At 72.0% G+C, this 16,250-nt stretch carries 9 protein-coding genes; 6 read left to right on the top strand and 3 right to left on the bottom strand.

Features of this window, described 5'->3' with window-relative positions:
- Positions 1 to 102 precede the first annotated feature (102 nt).
- Entirely contained in the window at positions 103 to 5,427 is a 5,325-nt protein-coding gene (locus tag WMF44_RS23255) for a tetratricopeptide repeat protein (RefSeq protein WP_437301300.1), read from the top strand.
- A gap of 52 nt (positions 5,428 to 5,479) precedes the next feature.
- Positions 5,480 to 6,403 (top strand): S66 peptidase family protein, encoded by a 924-nt coding sequence (locus WMF44_RS23250; protein ID WP_437301299.1) that lies wholly within the window; start codon positions 5,480 to 5,482, stop codon positions 6,401 to 6,403.
- 44 nt (positions 6,404 to 6,447) lie between these two features.
- On the opposite strand, the gene WMF44_RS23245 is transcribed toward WMF44_RS23250, so the two are convergent.
- On the bottom strand, positions 6,448 to 7,374 hold the full coding sequence (locus tag WMF44_RS23245; RefSeq protein ID WP_437301298.1) for a lysophospholipid acyltransferase family protein: 927 nt from the start codon (positions 7,372 to 7,374) through the stop codon (positions 6,448 to 6,450).
- A 98-nt stretch (positions 7,375 to 7,472) separates the two neighbouring features.
- Between WMF44_RS23245 and WMF44_RS23240 the strand changes: the two genes are divergently transcribed.
- From WMF44_RS23240 to WMF44_RS23230, 3 genes are all read left to right on the top strand, one after another.
- Positions 7,473 to 8,438: an NAD-dependent epimerase/dehydratase family protein gene (locus WMF44_RS23240; RefSeq protein ID WP_012236892.1), complete on the top strand. Its 966-nt coding sequence runs from the start codon at positions 7,473 to 7,475 to the stop codon at positions 8,436 to 8,438.
- An 8-nt stretch (positions 8,439 to 8,446) separates the two neighbouring features.
- On the top strand, positions 8,447 to 9,112 hold the full coding sequence (locus WMF44_RS23235; RefSeq protein ID WP_437301297.1) for a class I SAM-dependent DNA methyltransferase: 666 nt from the start codon (positions 8,447 to 8,449) through the stop codon (positions 9,110 to 9,112).
- Between the two features lie 86 nt (positions 9,113 to 9,198).
- Positions 9,199 to 10,500, top strand: coding sequence for a hypothetical protein (locus WMF44_RS23230; RefSeq protein ID WP_437301296.1), 1,302 nt, complete (start codon positions 9,199 to 9,201; stop codon positions 10,498 to 10,500).
- Positions 10,501 to 10,751: 251 nt separating this feature from the next.
- Here the strand turns inward: WMF44_RS23230 and WMF44_RS23225 are convergent, their stop codons facing one another.
- Together WMF44_RS23225 and WMF44_RS23220 are read right to left on the bottom strand one after the other, a co-directional pair.
- Positions 10,752 to 11,837 carry a hypothetical protein gene (locus WMF44_RS23225; protein ID WP_437301295.1) on the bottom strand — a complete coding sequence of 362 codons (1,086 nt, stop codon included), beginning with the start codon at positions 11,835 to 11,837 and terminating at the stop codon, positions 10,752 to 10,754.
- 30 nt (positions 11,838 to 11,867) lie between these two features.
- Complete coding sequence (locus tag WMF44_RS23220) at positions 11,868 to 15,062, bottom strand: TonB-dependent receptor (protein ID WP_437301294.1); 3,195 nt, start codon at positions 15,060 to 15,062, stop codon at positions 11,868 to 11,870.
- Positions 15,063 to 15,328: 266 nt separating this feature from the next.
- On the opposite strand from WMF44_RS23220, the gene WMF44_RS23215 reads away from it, so the two are divergent.
- Entirely contained in the window at positions 15,329 to 16,117 is a 789-nt protein-coding gene (locus WMF44_RS23215) for an energy transducer TonB (protein WP_437301293.1), read from the top strand.
- Positions 16,118 to 16,250 lie beyond the last annotated feature (133 nt).

The raw sequence follows: 16,250 nt of genomic DNA, 5'->3' as shown, positions 1-16,250 counted from the left end.
GCGCGAGAGACAGCGGCGTCCAATCGCGAAGGACGCCGAGAGTCGCTGTACGAGCCGGAGGCTAACGTGTAACTTCGCCGCGCACCGATGGATCCCCGGGAGATGGAAACGCTCGTTCAGCGGCTCGTCACGAATCCGCATGACGGGGAAGCCCTGGCGTATGCTCACCGAGCCGGGGAGCAGGACCCACGCTCGTACGCCATGCTGCTCGAGCGCGTCGGCAGCTCCACCGCAGATCCATCGTACGCGGCGCACTGGCTGAGCGAGGCCGCGAACGTGTGGTCGACCACCATCGGCGACGCGCACCACGCCGCGCGGACGCTCATGATCGCCATCGACAAGGATCCGACGCAGCGGACCGCGGCGGAGCGGCTGGCGCAGCTCTACCGCGACAAGGGCGATCAGAAGGCGCTCGTCGCGCTCCTGGAGCGGCTCGTCAAGGCGCTCACGCCGCTGCTCTTCGAGCGGCCCGAGGTCCGCGCGCAGGTCTCGACCCTGCACGAGGAGCTCGGCCGGCTGTGGAGCGAGCCGCCGCTCTCGCGGCCGGAGCGCGCCCTCGAGAACTGGCGCCGCCTGGCGGAGCTCGATCCGCACAACGTCTACGCCATCTACGCCGCCCGCGAGATGCTGAAGGCCCAGCAGCAGTACGCCGAGGCGATCCCGTACTTCGCGATGGAGCAGGCGCTCGTCGACGACCCGGAACGGCGGCTCGCCCTGCTGCGCGACGAGGCCGACATCCGGCGCCGCGCCGGCGATCTCGCGGGCTCCACCGTGGCGCTGCGGAACGCGCGCGCGTTCGTGCCGCACGACGTGGGGCTCATCCAGGCGCTCGGCGTCGCCATCGTCGACCGCATCGAGGCGGGCGAGCCGGTGCCGCAGCCAGAGCGCGACGAGGCCGCGGAGCTCTTCGTGGCGCTCGCGGAGACGTACGACGGGGAGTACGGCTACTCGTACTCGGTCTACGCCCTCCGCGCGGCGCCGGGGCACGATCGCGCGATGCAGCTCGCCGACCATTACGGGAAGCAGCTGGGCCGCATCGCGGAGCTCCGCCCGCGCTACGTCGCCTACCTCCAGGTCAACCCGAACGGGTTCATGGCCCCCGAGGCGCGCAAGCGGGCGTCCGTGCCGCCCCCCCCGCGGCTGCCGTCGGCGCCGCCGCCGCCCCTGGGCGTGGCTGCCGCGCCCGCGCACCGGTCGTCGGTGCCGCCCAGCGCGGGAGCCGTCCAGGCGCACGCGTCCGTGCCGCCCTCGGGCCTCCTCTCGTCGCCGGCTGCCGCTGGGCTGGTCGAGCCGGGGGTGGCCGCGTTCGCGCCGGCGTCTTCGTTCGCTCCGGCGCCGGGGTCGACGGCGCCGGACACGCTGGCTTCGCCCGCGGACGCCGCGGCGCCGGCCTCCGCGGGGGCGTACGGCCTGGTCGGCGCCGCGCCGGCGCCTCTTGCCTTCGGCGGCTCGGCCCCCTCGGAGGCGCTGCAGTCGCCGAGGGAGGAGCCGGCCGAGCTCCGCAAGCCGATGACGCTCGCCAAGCTCCGCGAGGTGCTCAAGGGCGAGCCGGCCAACCCGGACGTGCTCGCGCAGGTCGAGGAGCAGCTGCGCCAGAAGCGGATGTTCGTCGAGCTGCGGGACGTCCTGCTCGCGGCGGCGCGCGTCCCCGAGGCGCCCATCGAGCGCAGGAAGGCGCAGCTGCGCGACGTCGCCGGGCTGTGCGAGGCGCAGCTGCGCGACGTCGACTCGGCGGTCCAGGCCTGGAAGCTGCTCTCCGAGCTCGATCCCGGCGACGCGCAGGCGCAGGCCGAGCTGAGGCGGCTGCTCGAGCTGAGCTCGCGGTGGGACGACCTCGCCGCGCTGCTCGAGCACGACGGCGCCGCGACGCCCGACGTCGCGCAGAGGGTCGAGATCGAGAGGGCGCTCGTCGTGCTCCACGAGCAGAAGCGCCGCGATCCCATCGCGGCCGCGGAGGCGTGGGTGCGGATCGCGGGCCTCACGCCTGACGACGGCGCGGCGCTCCTGTCCGCCGTCAAGCTCTTCGAGCGCGGCGAGCGCTTCGATCTCGCGGCGCGGGTCCTCGCCGACGCGACGTCCTGGTTCAAGGGGAAGCTGAACCACGGGCCGCTCCTTCAGAAGCTCGGCGAGCTCCGGATGCGGCTCGATGAGCCGGGCGCCGCGGGCGACGCCTACGGCCAGGCCGCCGAGCTGCTGCGCCAGCCGAGGCTGTGGGAGCTCGCGCAGAAGGCTTACGTCGCGGCGGGGCGGCTCGCCGAGGCGGCGAGGGCGCTCTGCGAGCGCGCGCTGCTCGCGGACCGCAAGGCGCGCCCGGCGCTCCTCGTCCAGGCCGCCGAGCTGCTCCTCAGCGCCGGGGACGTCGACGGCGCGCTCGACCGCGTCGAGCGCGCCATCGAGATCGATCCGGCGACCGACGCCGCCCCCGCGATCGAGGATCTCTACCGGCGCGCCCACCGGTGGCCCGAGCTCGTGCGGTTCCTCCTGAGCCGGGCCGAGGTGCTCGGCGACAGGGCGGAGCGCGTCGCGGCCCGGCGGGCCGCGGCGGCCCTGCAGCGCGAGCTCGGCGATCGCGACGGGGAGCGCGCGACGCTCACGCTCCTGCTCGGCGACGGCGACGACGCCGAGGCCATCGAGCGGCTGGCCCAGGACGCAGGCGAGCGCGGCGATCACCAGCAGGGCGCGGAGCTCCTCCGCAAGCTCGGCGATCTGACGGACAGCGAGCCCGGCAAGATCTCGCTCGCCCTGCGCGAGGCGCGCATGCTCGCGGAGGGCTCCGGCGACCTCGAGGCGGCGATCGCGCGCTACGAGGCGGTCGTGGCGACGCTCGATCCGCAGAACCGGATCGCGCTGCAGGGGATCGCCGATCTCGAGGAGCGGCGCGGCAACCCGAGGGGGGTCGCGGGCGCGCTCGAGCGTGAGCTCGCGCTCGTGTACGGGCACGACCAGATCGACATCGCGCAGCGGCTCGCGGCGCTGTACGAGGGCTCGCTCGACGATCCGCGCGGCGCCGTCCGGGCGCTCGAGATCGTCCAGGCCGTCGAGCCGGACGACCTCGACGCGGTCGCCCGGCTCCTGCGGCTCGCCGAGCGGCTGAACGACTGGCCGAAGGTCGCGCGCCTGATGGCGATCCTGATCGAGGTGGAGGGCGACGACGACGAGGCGTCGCAGATGACCCGGCGCCTCGCCGAGATCCTCGACCAGCAGCTGGGCAAGAGCGACGAGGCGCTGGCGCTCCTGGAGCGGCTCGCCGATCAGGGCGACGAGCCGTGCCGAGAGGCGTACGTCGCGCTCGGCGATCGGAACGGGTGGAAGGGGATCGTCGCGACCAAGCTGGTCGCCTGGAACGAGTCGATCGCGCGCGCGGGGCGCGAGGTCGCCCTGCGCGGGGCCTTCGAGCGCTTCGTGGAGGTCGGTCGCCAGAAGGACGCCGCGCGCGTGGCGATGGAGCTCGCGCGCTCCCGCACCGCCGACGCCGGCCTCGCGGAGAAGCTCGAGGCGATCGCGGTGGAGCTCCAGGATCGCGAGGCCCTCACCGTCGCGCACGAGCTCCTCGCCAGGGATCTCGCGGGCGCGGCCCGGGCGGCCGAGCTCGTGCGGCAGGCCGAGGTCCGGGTCTCCGTGGGCGCCGATCCGCTGGAGTCGATCCACCACGGCGAGGGCGCGCTCGCGAGCGTGCCGACCGCCGAGGTCGAGCCGCTGCTCCAGCGGCTCGCGGCGCTGGCCGAGGCCCCGGGCCTCATCATCGATCTCTTCGAGCGCCAGGTCAGCCGGTGCCGCACGCCGGCCGATCGCCTCGCGGCGCTCGTCCGCGCCGCCCAGATCGCCTGCGAGCGCGGCGCCATCGACCGGGCGAGGAGCTTCTTCGAGCTGGCCCTCGGCGGCGGCGTCCAGGAGGAGACGATCGCCACGCTCGAGCAGGTGGCGCGGGCCGACGACGAGCGGTCGCGGTCGACGGCGCTGCGCACGGTCCTCGCCGAGGCGCTCGCGGCCGGCGGCCAGGGCTCGCGCGACGGCGGCCGCACCCGGGCGGCGCTCCTGCGGCGCGCGGCCATGATCGCCTACCAGGATCTCGGCGACGTCGACCGCGCCTTCGGCTGGCTGGGCGGCGCCGTGCTCACGCAGGTCGACGACGCTTCGCTCGACGCGCTCGAGGCCCTCGGGCGCGAGGTGGGCGACCTGCCGCGCGTCGGCGCGACGCTGGACCGCGCGCTCGACGAGGTCTTTGACGGCCCGCTCGTGCGCAAGCTCCTGCAGCGCCGCGCCAGGCTGCGGCGCGACGTGCTCGGCGACCGGCAGGGCGCCGCGGCGGACCTGAAGAAGCTTCACGACCTGTCGCCCTCGGATCAGGACGTGATGAACGACCTGTCGGGTCTCCTGCTGGAGCTCGGCGATCACCGCGGCATGATCCAGCTCTACGAGGACCAGATCCTCCGCGGCCGCGATCCGGCGCAGCGGGCGGAGCTCGCGCGCAAGGTGGCGCGCCTCTGGGAGGAGGAGCTCGGCGAAGCGCGCGAGGCGGCGGACGCCTGGCGCCGTGTCCTCCGCATGAAGGCGGGCGATCCGGACGCGACCGCGGGCCTCGAGCGGGCCAAGACCGGCAAGCTCAAGCGCACCCCGCCGCCTCCTTCGCTGCCGACGCGCGCGCCGGGCCCGCCGCTGACCGAGCCGCCGCTCGCGCCCCGGGCGCCGGCGCTCGAGACGCTCGGCCTAGAGGCCGGCGCGGTGGCGGCGGTGAGCAACGGCTACGCGGGCTCCGAGGCGCACGACGGCGTCGAGGCGCAGCCGGCCGCGGAGGCGCAGCCCGTTGCGGAGGTGCAGCCGGTCGAGGCGTACCCGGCGGCGGAGGCGTACCCGGCTGTGGAGGCGTACCCGGCTGTGGAGGCGTACCCGGCTGTGGAGGCGTACCCGGCTGTGGAGGCGTACCCGGCTGTGGAGGCGTACCCGGCGGCGGAGGCGCTGTCGGCTCCCCAGGCGCAGCCCGCGGACGCCGCCGCCTCGCAAGCGCTGCCGGTCGAGCCGGAGCAGCAGGTCTGGGCCTACGGCGTCGCTGCGCACGCCGACGCGGCCGACGCCGGCAGCGGCGCGGCCCATGGCGATGTGGTCCTGCGCGAGGGGCAGAGGCTCCCTCTGGATAGCGCCACCCAGGTCCTCCACGTTGCTCCGGCTGCGTATTCCGATGCGCCAGCCGCTCCCGCGCAGGGGTCGGAGTTCGACGCTCACGCAGGGACGCCGACGCTCGGCGACGTCGACAACGGCGAGGCCCATCGAGCGCACGATGAGGCGCCCCTCTCGGCCCCTGCGCTGCCCGTCGCGCCCGCTGCCCCCATGGCGCCTGTCGCGCCGCCCTTGCCTGGCTCCGACGCGATCGACGTCGACACCGACGCGGAAGACGTGGAGTTGCTCGACGACGACCCTGGTGCTCGCTAGCTCTCCCCCGCCGATCCTGCCTCCGGCGCTACGACCGGGCGATACCGTCGCGGTGATCGCCCCTTCCAGCCCGTTCGAGCACGTCCTCGCGCGGGTCGGCATCGGCTGGCTCGCCCAGCGCTACCGTGTCCTCTTCGACGCGGGGGAGGGGCCTCCGTTCGACGGCGACGGCCGGCGCAGCGGGCCGCCATCGCTGTCGGCGCCCTCCCATCACGGGCTGTTCGCGCGGGCCGGGTACCTGGCCGGCAGCGACGCCCGGCGCAGCGGCGAGCTCGCCCGCGCGCTCTCGCACCCCGACGTCAGGGCCATCTTCGCGGCCCGCGGCGGCTACGGCGCGAACCGGTTCGTCCACCGGCTCGACTGGAGCGCCCTCGCAGCGCGCCCCCGCTGGATCGTCGGCTTCTCCGACGTCACGGCCCTCCACGTCGAGGCAGCGCGCGCGGGCGTGGCGTCGCTCCATGGCGTCCATGTCACCGCGCTCGGGCGCGGCGACGCCCGCGCCCGCGCCGCGCTGATCCGCGCCCTCGAAGATCCGCTGGGTGAGCGCCGCTTCGACGGCCTCACCACGCTGCGCGCCGGCGTGGCCGAGGGGCCGCTCTTCGGCGGCAACCTGGCCCTGCTCCACGCCTGCGCCGCCGCGGGGCGGCTCCGGGTCCCGGAGGGGTGCATCCTCCTGCTCGAGGACGTCACCGAGCGGCCCTACCGCATCGATCGCATGCTCGCGACGCTGGAGGTCGGCGGCCACCTCGCCCCGGCCGCGGCCGTGGTCCTCGGCGACTTCGATCAGTGCGCGCCGGGCCCCGACGGCATCACGGTGGACGAGGTCCTCCGCGACAGGCTGCTCCCGCTGGGCATCCCGGTCGTCGCGGGGCTGCCGATCGGCCACGGCCATCGCAACGAGCCCGCCATCCTCGGCGGCCACGCGCGCGTGCTCGCTCACGGCCCCGACGCCGCGGTCACGCTGGCGGGCGCCTGAGCGCCTGAGCGCCCGCGCGGTCACGCGATCACGCGGTTACGCGATCACCAGAAGACGCTCTTCCGCTCCTTCAGGCCGCGGTTCAGCATCGACTGGATCCGACCCTTCACGAGCGCCACCTTCTCCTGGATCACCGCGTCGTCGTCGTCGGGGTCGCCGTGGAACGTCATCGGCTCGCCGACGTAGATCCGGTATCGGGTCGGCAGCGGCAGCTGGCCGCCGGGGAGCAGCAGCTGTGGGATGATCGGGAACGTCGGCATGCCGAGCGCCTTCGAGACCGACTCGAGGTTGCCGAGCGAGATGTACTGTTCCTCGCCCCCGATGACGGCGATGGGCACGATCGGCGTGTCGGTCTCGAGCGCGAGCCGCATGAACCCGAGCCCGAAGTCGAGCAGCTGATAGCGGCTGGAGAACCCCTTCGAGATCCCCTTCGTCCCCTCCGGGAACACCAGGATCGCCGCGCCCATGTCGAGCAGCCGGCGCGCGTTCTCGGGGACGCCGACCACCTGGCCCACGCGCGAGAAGAAGGTCGCCACGAACGGCAGCGTCTGCGTCCACTTCTCGACCATGCTCCGCATCACGCGCGGCGGCTCCGCGTCCAGGAACAGCGAGGCCGCGATGAGCATGCCGTCGAACGGGAGCTGGCCCGAGTGGTTCGCGATGAGGAGCACACGGCCGGGCGGGACGCGCTCGATGCCGAACACCTCGGTCCGGAAATAGAAGCGATGAAAGAACGCGGCGACCCCGACCGCGTACTTCGCCCACTCCCGGTCGAGCCCGAACGGGTCGACCCCGTCCGCCGCGTGAGGCAGCGCGACCCGGCGCAGACGGTCCTCGAAGTCCTGACCGAGCAGCCGGATGGTCGCGTCGTCGATCGTGCCGCGCAGGCTGTCGACCCCGACGCGCGCCAGCGGCAGCGCGCTGTGGGTGACGAAGTGGCTCAGCCTGGCGAGCGTCGTTCTGCTGGCCATGAGCGGCGGACGATAGCAAAACTCGCGTGGGCCTGCACCGCACGAAGGGCTTGACCATCGGCCTCCTCGAAGCGACCGTCGCTCCGATGAGCGAACGAATGCTCGGTCGAGGCCGCCGTCCCGCCGCGGACACCGATCCGTCCCTCCGGTCCATCCTCATCACCGGCATCTGTGGTCGCCTCGGGCGGCGCCTGGCGCGGCGCCTCCACCGCGAGCGGCGCGTGATCGGCGTCGACCGGCGCAGCTTCGAGGGGCGCCCCAAGGACATCGAGCATCACCAGATCGACATCCGCCGCAAGAAGACCCAGGACATCTTCCGCCAGGAGCAGCTCGCCGCGGTGGTCCACCTCGGGGTCATGCACGATCCGCGGGTGAGCCAGATGGAGCACCACAGCTGGAACCTCGCCGGGTTCCAGCGGCTGCTCGAGTTCGTCGCGCAGTACGACGTGCCCAAGCTCATCGTGCTGTCGAGCGCGAACGCCTACGGGCCGCGCCCCGACAACCCGCAGTTCATCACCGAGGACGCCCCGCTGCTCGGCGGCGCGTCGTTCAGCGAGATCCGCGACCTCATCGAGGTCGACATGCTGGCGCAGTCGTTCTTCTGGAAGCACCCCCAGACCGAGACGGTCATCCTCAGGCCGGTCCACATCCTCGGCTCCGTGCGGAACGCGCCGTCGAACTACCTCCGGCTCAACGTGATCCCGACCCTCCTCGGCTTCGACCCGATGGTGCAGGTCATTCACCAGGACGACGTGGTCTCCGCGATCCTCGCGGCGCTCCGCCCCGGCGTGCGCGGGATCTTCAACCTCGCGGGGCCCGCGCCGCTGCCGCTCTCGCGCGTCATCGAGATGACCGGCCGGGCGCGCGCGGCGATCCCGCACTTCGTCATGCAGACGATCATCCCGCGGCTCTGGCGGTTCAGGGCGACCTCGTTCCCGGCCCCCGAGCTCGATCACATCCGCTACGTGTGCATGGTCGACGATCGGCGGGCGCGCGACATCCTCGGCTACACGCACGAGCACGACATCCAGGAGACCGTGCAGGCGGTCGACGACATCACCTGAGAGGCGTCATGAAGCGAGCGACCCGGATCGAGCGGCTCGTCGACTACTACGAGGACTTCGCGCCCGACTACGTCTCCACCTGGAAAGACATCCAGCACTACGAGAAGCCCGTGCGCGCGTTCCTGCGCGAGGCGGTCGCCGAGGGCGCCCGCGTGCTCGACGCGGGCTGTGGCCCGGGACACCTCACGCGCGATCTCCCGCCGTCCGTCGAGGTCGTGGGCTTCGACATCGCCGAGGGGATGCTCGAGATCGCGCGCGAGAAGCGGCCCCAGGGCGTCTATCACCGGCACGACTACCACCTCCCGATCCCCCGCTCCTGGGGGCGGTTCGACGTCGCCCTCGCGCTCGGCACCCTCGAGTTCTGCGACGATCTCCCGCTCGTGCTCCAGAACCTGGCCGGCGCGATGCGCCCCGGCGGCCGCTTGCTGGTGAGCATCGTCGAGCGGAGGCCGAACGTCCGGCTCCACGATCGCCACGCGCGCCCGCTCTCCGACGCCGAGCTGACCGGCGTGAAGATGTATCTTTACACCTTCGCCGAGCAGACGGACGCCATCCTGGCTTCTGGCCTGCTCCCGCGCAGCTACCGGCTCCACCCCGGCTGGCGACACACCGAGTACGACGTCGACGTGCTCTACGCGCTCTGGGACCTCGAGGTCTCACGCGGCGGCCGGTGATCACCCTGGACAGCGCGGCGAGCCTTTCCGCGCCGCGCTGTCCAGGGTATCTCGTGGAGAGTCGTGGAGAGGAGAGCCACGGTTCGATGGACGTGAAGCTCGGCGGCACCTTCCTGACCTGCGCGATGGGGCCGCTGCACCACGCCGGCGCGTGCATGCAGGCGAGGCGGGTGCCGGAGGGGCTCCGCGAGCTGGCGCCGGAGGGGCTCCTCGGAGGCTTCCAGCGCGGCGTCGATCAAGCCGCGAAGCTCGCGGGCGTGCGCCGGGAGGACGTCGAGCGCCTCCTCCCGATGGCCGACGTGCGCGAGGCCATCGATCGGCTCGGCGAGAGCCAGTCCGAGGCGCTCCTCGCCTGGGACGTCTACGCCGGGCGCATCGGCGGGCTGCTCGAGGGCGTCGCCGAGGTGACCGACCACGGTCGGGCCCCCGACGCCGGCATGTGGCTCGAGCGGCTGGCGAACAAGGTCCGGCGCGATCGCCCGTTCGCGGAGCCGCTCCAGGTGCTCGCCGAGGACATCGCGCAATGGCAGGCGATGATCGGCCGCTGCCGCAAGCTGCTCGACGAGAGCGGCGGCGGCGCGCTCGCCAAGGCGTATCACCGGCGGAGGCTCCGCAGGATCGCGTCGATCGTGGTGTCGGCGCTCGTGATCGTCGCGGCGCTGTCGGTCATCGTGCGGCTCCGCGCCGCCCGCGCGCGCGTCGATGCCGTCCTGGAGCGCCCGGAGGTGTGCGCGGTCCGCGACATCGCGGAGGACGATCTCGGCCGCGCGGCGAGCGAGCAGCAGCGGCGCGTGGCCGCGCGGCTCGAGCAGTGCGCCGCGGTGGAGGCCCGCGAGGCGCGCGAGCGCGAGGAGCGGCTGCGCGCCGAGGAGCGGGCCCGCGAGGAGCAGCGGCTGCGCGCGGAGCGCGACGAGAAGTGCGCCGCGCTCGCCGTGCGGTTCAAGGCGGGGGCGTTCTCGGACGACGACGGCAAGATCGCCGGCGTGGAGAAGGATTTGCTCCGGCGGATCGCGGGGCGGAGGCTCCTCGCCACCGACGTCGGACCGGCCGGCCCCGCGCTGCCGTGCGAGGGCGCGCGCGGCGGCGACGAGCTGCGCGCCGCCTTCGCGGACGCCCTGGTCGCGTCGGTCTGGACGTGGGCGCCGGCCGCCGATCCCGGCCCGAAGCTCGGCGATTTGCTCGTGGCGCGGCGCGCGGAGCTGCCCCCCCGCGCGCAGACGATGCTCGCGGTCCGGACCGGATACGAGTCCAAGCGGGCCATCGTATCGGGCGATCCGGCGGCGCTCGAGCGGGCGTCGCGCCTGTGCGCGCTCACGGTGAAGCTCGAGATCGCGAGCGGGGCCGGCTGCGCGGCGCTGGCGAGGCTGGCCGTCAAACCCGCGCCGTGAGCCGGCGGTCCGAGGGATCGCGGCGTGAGCTGCGCTGACCTCGGGGCCGCCGGTCGAGCGCGTCGTCGCGGACGCTCATTCTCGCTCGACCGTCGACCCTCACCGGCGCCGCGCGGCGAACGGGGGCTCTTCGAGCACGCCGCCTTCGGACGACCAGGGATGCGCCTGGCCGACGGCGTTTCACGGGAGGTGAGGGGAGAGGGGCCGGAGGAGCGCGGGCGGGACGATGGGCGCCCCGCCCGCCAGGTTGCCTATTTCAGGGCGGGGATGGAGTCCGCGTCGAGCACGCACAGGCCCGCGCCGGCGTCGCACTTCACCTTGAGCTCCGGGGAGATGCGAGCATTCACGCAGAGGGCGTCATCGCCCTTGTCCGTGGGGATCGGATCGCCCCCGGGCTCGGGATTCGGGGCGTAGACCCGGCAATCGATGGCCGGCCAGACGCCGACGACCTTGTACGTCGCCGAGCAGCTCTCCTCCGAGTAGGTGACCTCTGCCTCGAATTGATTGCCGAGGTTGGCGGCTGTCACGAACACGCGCATGTTGCGCCACTCGAGCTTGTGCGATCCCAGCGCCACCGGCGGTACGCCGCCATCCCCGCCGTCGCCACCGTCGCCGGCACCACCGGCTCCGCCAGCGCCGCCTTCCCCGGCACCACCGGCTCCGCCAGCGCCGCCTTCCCCGGCGCCACCGGCACCGCCGTCGCCGGTACCACCGGCTCCGCCAGCACCGCCGTCGCCGGTACCACCGGCGCCACCGTCGCCGGTACCACCGGCTCCGCCAGCACCGCCGTCGCCGGTACCACCGGCTCCGCCAGCACCGCCGTCGCCGGTACCACCGGCTCCGCCAGCACCGCCGTCGCCGGCACCACCGGCGCCGCCCTCGCCGCCAGCGCCGCCCTCGCCGCCGGGCAGCAACACCACCTCGGCGGGATCGAACGTCGGCACCGTGCAGATCTCGTTGTCATCCGGTTCGCGCGCCGCGAAGGCACCGATCGCGAACGGGTTGAGATCCGGGTTCGGGTCGATCGCGGCGCCGCCGCGGGACCAGGTGCCGAATTCCAGGGTCTGGATCGCGACGAGCTTCTCGCTGTCGGGGAGCTGGTCGCCATTCTCGTCCCGAGTGTACACCTGCATCCCGACCAGCTCGACAGTCCCGTCCTTCCGAGCACACGGGCCCTCGGCATCCCCGTCGATCCGGGTGAACCTCGTCGCGAACGGGGACGCGAGGGCGCCGCCGACCGTGCACTCGGGCTTGGGCTGCGAACAGCCCGGAGACATCGCCGCGAGCGGTGAGAGCGCCGCGAGCCCTGCCATCCAAACAAGCCATCGCTTCTTCATCGCTTGCATCCTTTCCCGCGCGCGACGCGCCTAGAACGTCACCCGCGCGCCGAACCGGAACTGCCGCGGCGTCTGGAACTGCGTCGGCTCACCGTAGTTCGGGTTCACGGCCTTGGGATCGAGCGGCTCGCCGGTGTTGTGGTTCTTCACGCACGTCGAGCCGCTGCTCGGGTTCAGATCTTCCTTCGTTCCACCGACGCAGGGGTCGACGTACTCGGCCGTGTAGCGCTCGTCCACCTGGACGGTCTCCTGGAAGTTGAAGATGTTGAAGACATCCATGGTGACGGTGAGCTCGCTGTCCTTCGCGAGCTTGACCGAATAGCCGATGTGACCGTCGACGTTGTGGATCCAGGGGAGGCGGCCGCCCTCGCCTCGAGGCAGGATGAACGCCTCGTCGGTGCCATACAGGTAGTGCGCTCCCCAGGCGCCGATGGGGGCGCCCGAGCGGGACCTGTACGTGAGGCCGAGGTCGAGGACCATGCCCTTCGGGAGCTCGATCGCCTTCGCGCCGTAGACCTTGATCTCGTGCGTGTTGTCGCCGGGCAGGGCCCCATCGCGGTTGACGAGGAGCGACGCCAGATCGAACTCCGTGTTCATGTTCGGATCGATCTGGTCGGTCTCGGGCTTGAAGAGGCCCGGATAGTTGCCTCGCAGGTACGACAGCGTATAGCTCACCTGGGCGAGCCACAGGTCGGAGAAGGTCTTGTTGAAATAGAGGGTCAGCGCGTCGTAATCGCGCCTCGCCTCCGCGAAGTCCTTGGCGATCCCCTTCCCGGGGTTGCCGATGAAGTAGGTGTTCGCCTCGTCCCGGCTCATGTCCTCGATGACGTTGTTCATCCAGCGCTTCGTGTACAGCGCGCCGACACGCCCGTTCGGGATGACCTCGTACTCGCCGCCGATCACGATCTCGTCGGACGACTGCGGCTCGAGGTCCGGATCCACCGGGGCCTTGCCGCCGCCGAACGTGAACCAGTTCCTGTTCGGGTCGTGGTTGAAGGCCCCTGCGGCGCCGAAGGCCTCGTCGTAGGGAACCCGGCTGTCGTCGTTCCGGCACTGGCCTTCACCATAACCCGTCGCGTCCTCGGGGTCCCCAGGGTTACAGCCGCTGGCGCCCCCGCGGTGGGAGGAGCGGATGTACCGCTCGTCGCCGAACGTGCGATCCATGATGTCGAGGGGGACGCTCTCGTAATACCGCGCGTAGTTCGCGAACACCTTCGACCGGCCCTCCTGCGTGATGTCGTAGACGACGCCCACGCGCGGAGACCACTGGTTCGCGAGCGCCAGCCCGAGCGTGCCGTCGCTCGCGTACAGGTACTGCGCGTCGTAGCGCAGGCCGATGTTCAACGTCACCCGGTCGAGGATGCTCCAGCTGTCCTGCGCGAAGGCGCCGATCGTCGCCCCGAGCGACGACACCGTGAGCTTGTCCTGGATCACATAGTCCCTGGCGCCGGGGCCGGTCGTCAGGCCGTCCGGACCGGTCAGGAAGCCGAACTGTCGCTCGTCGCGGGACATGTCCCCGCCCGCCTCCTCCACGTAGGTGGTGCCGCCCGCGTACGCCTTGATGTGCTTGTACGTCGTGATCTCGCCGTCGATGCCGGCCTTGACCACGTGGTGCCCGAGCCCCTCGAAGATGCTCGTCACCATCGCCTTCAGCTGGAAGCGGTTGAGCGAGGCGTCGTCGATGAAGTCGGGGCCGCCTTGCCAGTACTCGCGCACCGCGCAGGGCACCGCGGCGATCTCGCCGGTCTGCGTCGTCAGCGGCTTGCACATGGCCCGGGCCTCGGGCGAGAGCTTCTCGAAATCGTAGATCGAGTACGGGGTCGGGGCGTACCGCTGCCAGACCATGAGGGGCACGCCCGCCAGGCCCTCGCGCGTCCCGAGCTCCGAGCCGTCCGGGGGCAGCCGCGCGTTCCGCTGGCCGTGCCAGCCGAGGGTCGCGTCGAGCAGCAGGGTCTTGTTCTTGAACGCGGACGACCACTTCAGCGCGACGTCGGTGGACGACGCCACGTACTCGTGCGCCATCGCGCCATACTCGCCGGTGATGTTGGAGAGCTCGGTCAGGCCCCGCTGCGGGTCGAACCCGAACGTGCCCTTGCCGCCCGAGGTGGAGGGCGAGCCGTAGACCGAGAGCGCGACGCTGTGGTCCGGATCGATCTGGTAGGTCAGCTTCCCGAGGTACTGCAGCGTCTGCTCCTCGGCGCGGTAGAAGCGCTGCGTCCCCGGCAGCCGGTCGACGACGTTGAGCCCGGTCCTGGGATCCGTCACCGGCTCGAACGTGGTGGGGTCGTAGCGCGTGGCGAACAGGTTGCGCTCCAACGAGCTGCTCTTGAACGCGAGATCGGCGCCCGCGTAGAACCAGAGCTTGTCCTTCAGGATGGGGCCGCCGACCTCGAACCCGTAGTCGCGGATCGACGACAGGGTCTCGTCCGTCTGGATCGTCTCGCCCTGGCGGCGGACCGCCTTGGGCGCGCCCTCGAAGATGCCGGGCGCGATGTTGAAGAAGACCGAGCCCTGGAACGCGTTGCCGCCGCTCTTCGTGATGACATCGAGGACACCCCCGGTCGCGCGGCCGAACTCGGGCATGTACCCGCCGGCCACCACGTTGACCTCCTTGATGAACTCCATGGTGAGCGGCGTGCCGATGATCCCGTAGGCCGGGTCGTTCACCGACAGGCCGTCGATCACGTACTGGTTCTCGGGGGAGGAGGTGCCGGCGATGGACGTGCCGAAGTTGTCGGCCTGCGCCCCGGGCGTGGTCGCGGCGACCGACTCGAAGGAGCGGGTCGTGGCGCCCTTGCCCGTGGGGGGCGAGACGGCGATGCGCCGGGTGAAGTCCTGGGTGATGCTCTGGCTCACGCTGCTCGAGCCGACGTCGACCGTCGGCGCGCGGCCGACAACGACGATCTCCGCCGCCTTGAGCGCCTCCGGGAGCAGCTCGACGTTGACGCGGATGGTCGTCGCGGCGCGGACCGCGATCCCGCCGCGCGCGTACGGCTTGAACGTGTCCTTTTCGAAGCGCAGTGTGTAGTCGCCCGGCGGCAGGTTCGGGATACGGTACTGGCCAGTGCCGTCCGTGACGACCAGCTGCTCCCCTTGCAGCGCTGGCGATGTCGCCGTCACGACCACATCGGCGGCCGGCGCCCTGTTCGACGCGTCGACTACCCGCCCGAGGAGCACGCCGCTGCCCGTCTGCGCGAACGCAGGGTACGCGGTCAACAAAGTCATCGCGAGCAGCAGCAACGCCGCCCACGGCCCCAACGGCGCACGTGAGCGCCCTCCGTGTTCCAGCCTCTTTTCGAGAAACTTCACGGAATTCCCTCCAGAAATGTATGCCCCTCGAGTCCTTCCTTACCCTAGACAGGAATCGCGCCAGACAATAGACTTTTTTGTAGGACTCGCGCGCTTGTACACTCCGGGTAGGCGCCGCACGCTTCCATACGTCGCGGCTTCTCTACCTCGATCGGCTCGAGTCCTAGGAGTTACGACCCCTCATGTTCGACTCGGTACTCGGTCGCGCTACCGCCACCCAGGGGCGGCTAGGGACGGGGACAGCGCTCTCCATCATCGCCCACGTGGCGGTCGCGGGGGCCATCCTCTGGCAGGCCACGCGTCCTCGCACCGAGAAGCCGAAGGACGTCGAGGTCACATTTTTCGCCCCGGCGCCGCCGCCGCCTCCTCCTCCGCCACCGCCGCCTCCGGGCGGCGGCGCGAAGCGCCCGGCGAAGGTGGAGCGCATCGAGCAGCCGAAGCCCGTCAAGACGCCTGACACCATCTACGACATGCCGGAGAAGCCCAAGGCCAAGGCGCGTGAGCCAGAGCCAAAGCCGGAGCCGGTCAAGGAGGATGCGCCGGAGCAGCCGGACGGCGTCGAGGGGGGAGTCCAGGGCGGCGTTCAGGGCGGCACCGTCGGCGGCGAGGTCGGCGGCGAGGTCGGCGGTCAGCTGGGCGGCAAGGTCGGCGGCCAGGTGGGCAGCACGGCGCCGCCGCAGAACGTGGTGCTGGCGTTCGGCGCCGGAATGACCCGCCCTTCGAGGATCGCGGGGCGCGACCCGCAGTACACGCGCGAGGCGCTCGCCGCGCGCGTCGAGGGGCTCGCGATTGTCAAGTGTATCATCAAGCTGGACGGCTCGCTGACCGGCTGCCGGATGGCCAAGTCGCTTCCTCACATGGATCGGGCGATCCTCGATGCGCTCGCGACGCATCGCTACACCCCCGTCATGTATCAGGGGCGCCCGGTCTCGGTGGACTACGTGTTCCCCATCCGGCTCAAGCTCCCTTGACGTCCGGGCGCGCAGGGGTGTTATTGAGCCGCTGGAGTATGTAGTGGAGAAGGGTACGGGTAGGTCGGCGCTGCGGTGCTGCCGAGTCCGCTCGGTATCCACAGAGGTGCTGCTCCAGCAGCACCAGAGGTGT

The sequence above is a fragment of the Sorangium sp. So ce426 genome, assembly GCF_051475585.1.
GTDB classification, from domain to species: domain Bacteria; phylum Myxococcota_A; class Polyangia; order Polyangiales; family Polyangiaceae; genus Sorangium; species Sorangium cellulosum_B.
The sequence above is the reverse complement of the archived record's forward strand: the minus strand, read 5'-3'. Positions and strand labels throughout refer to the sequence as shown.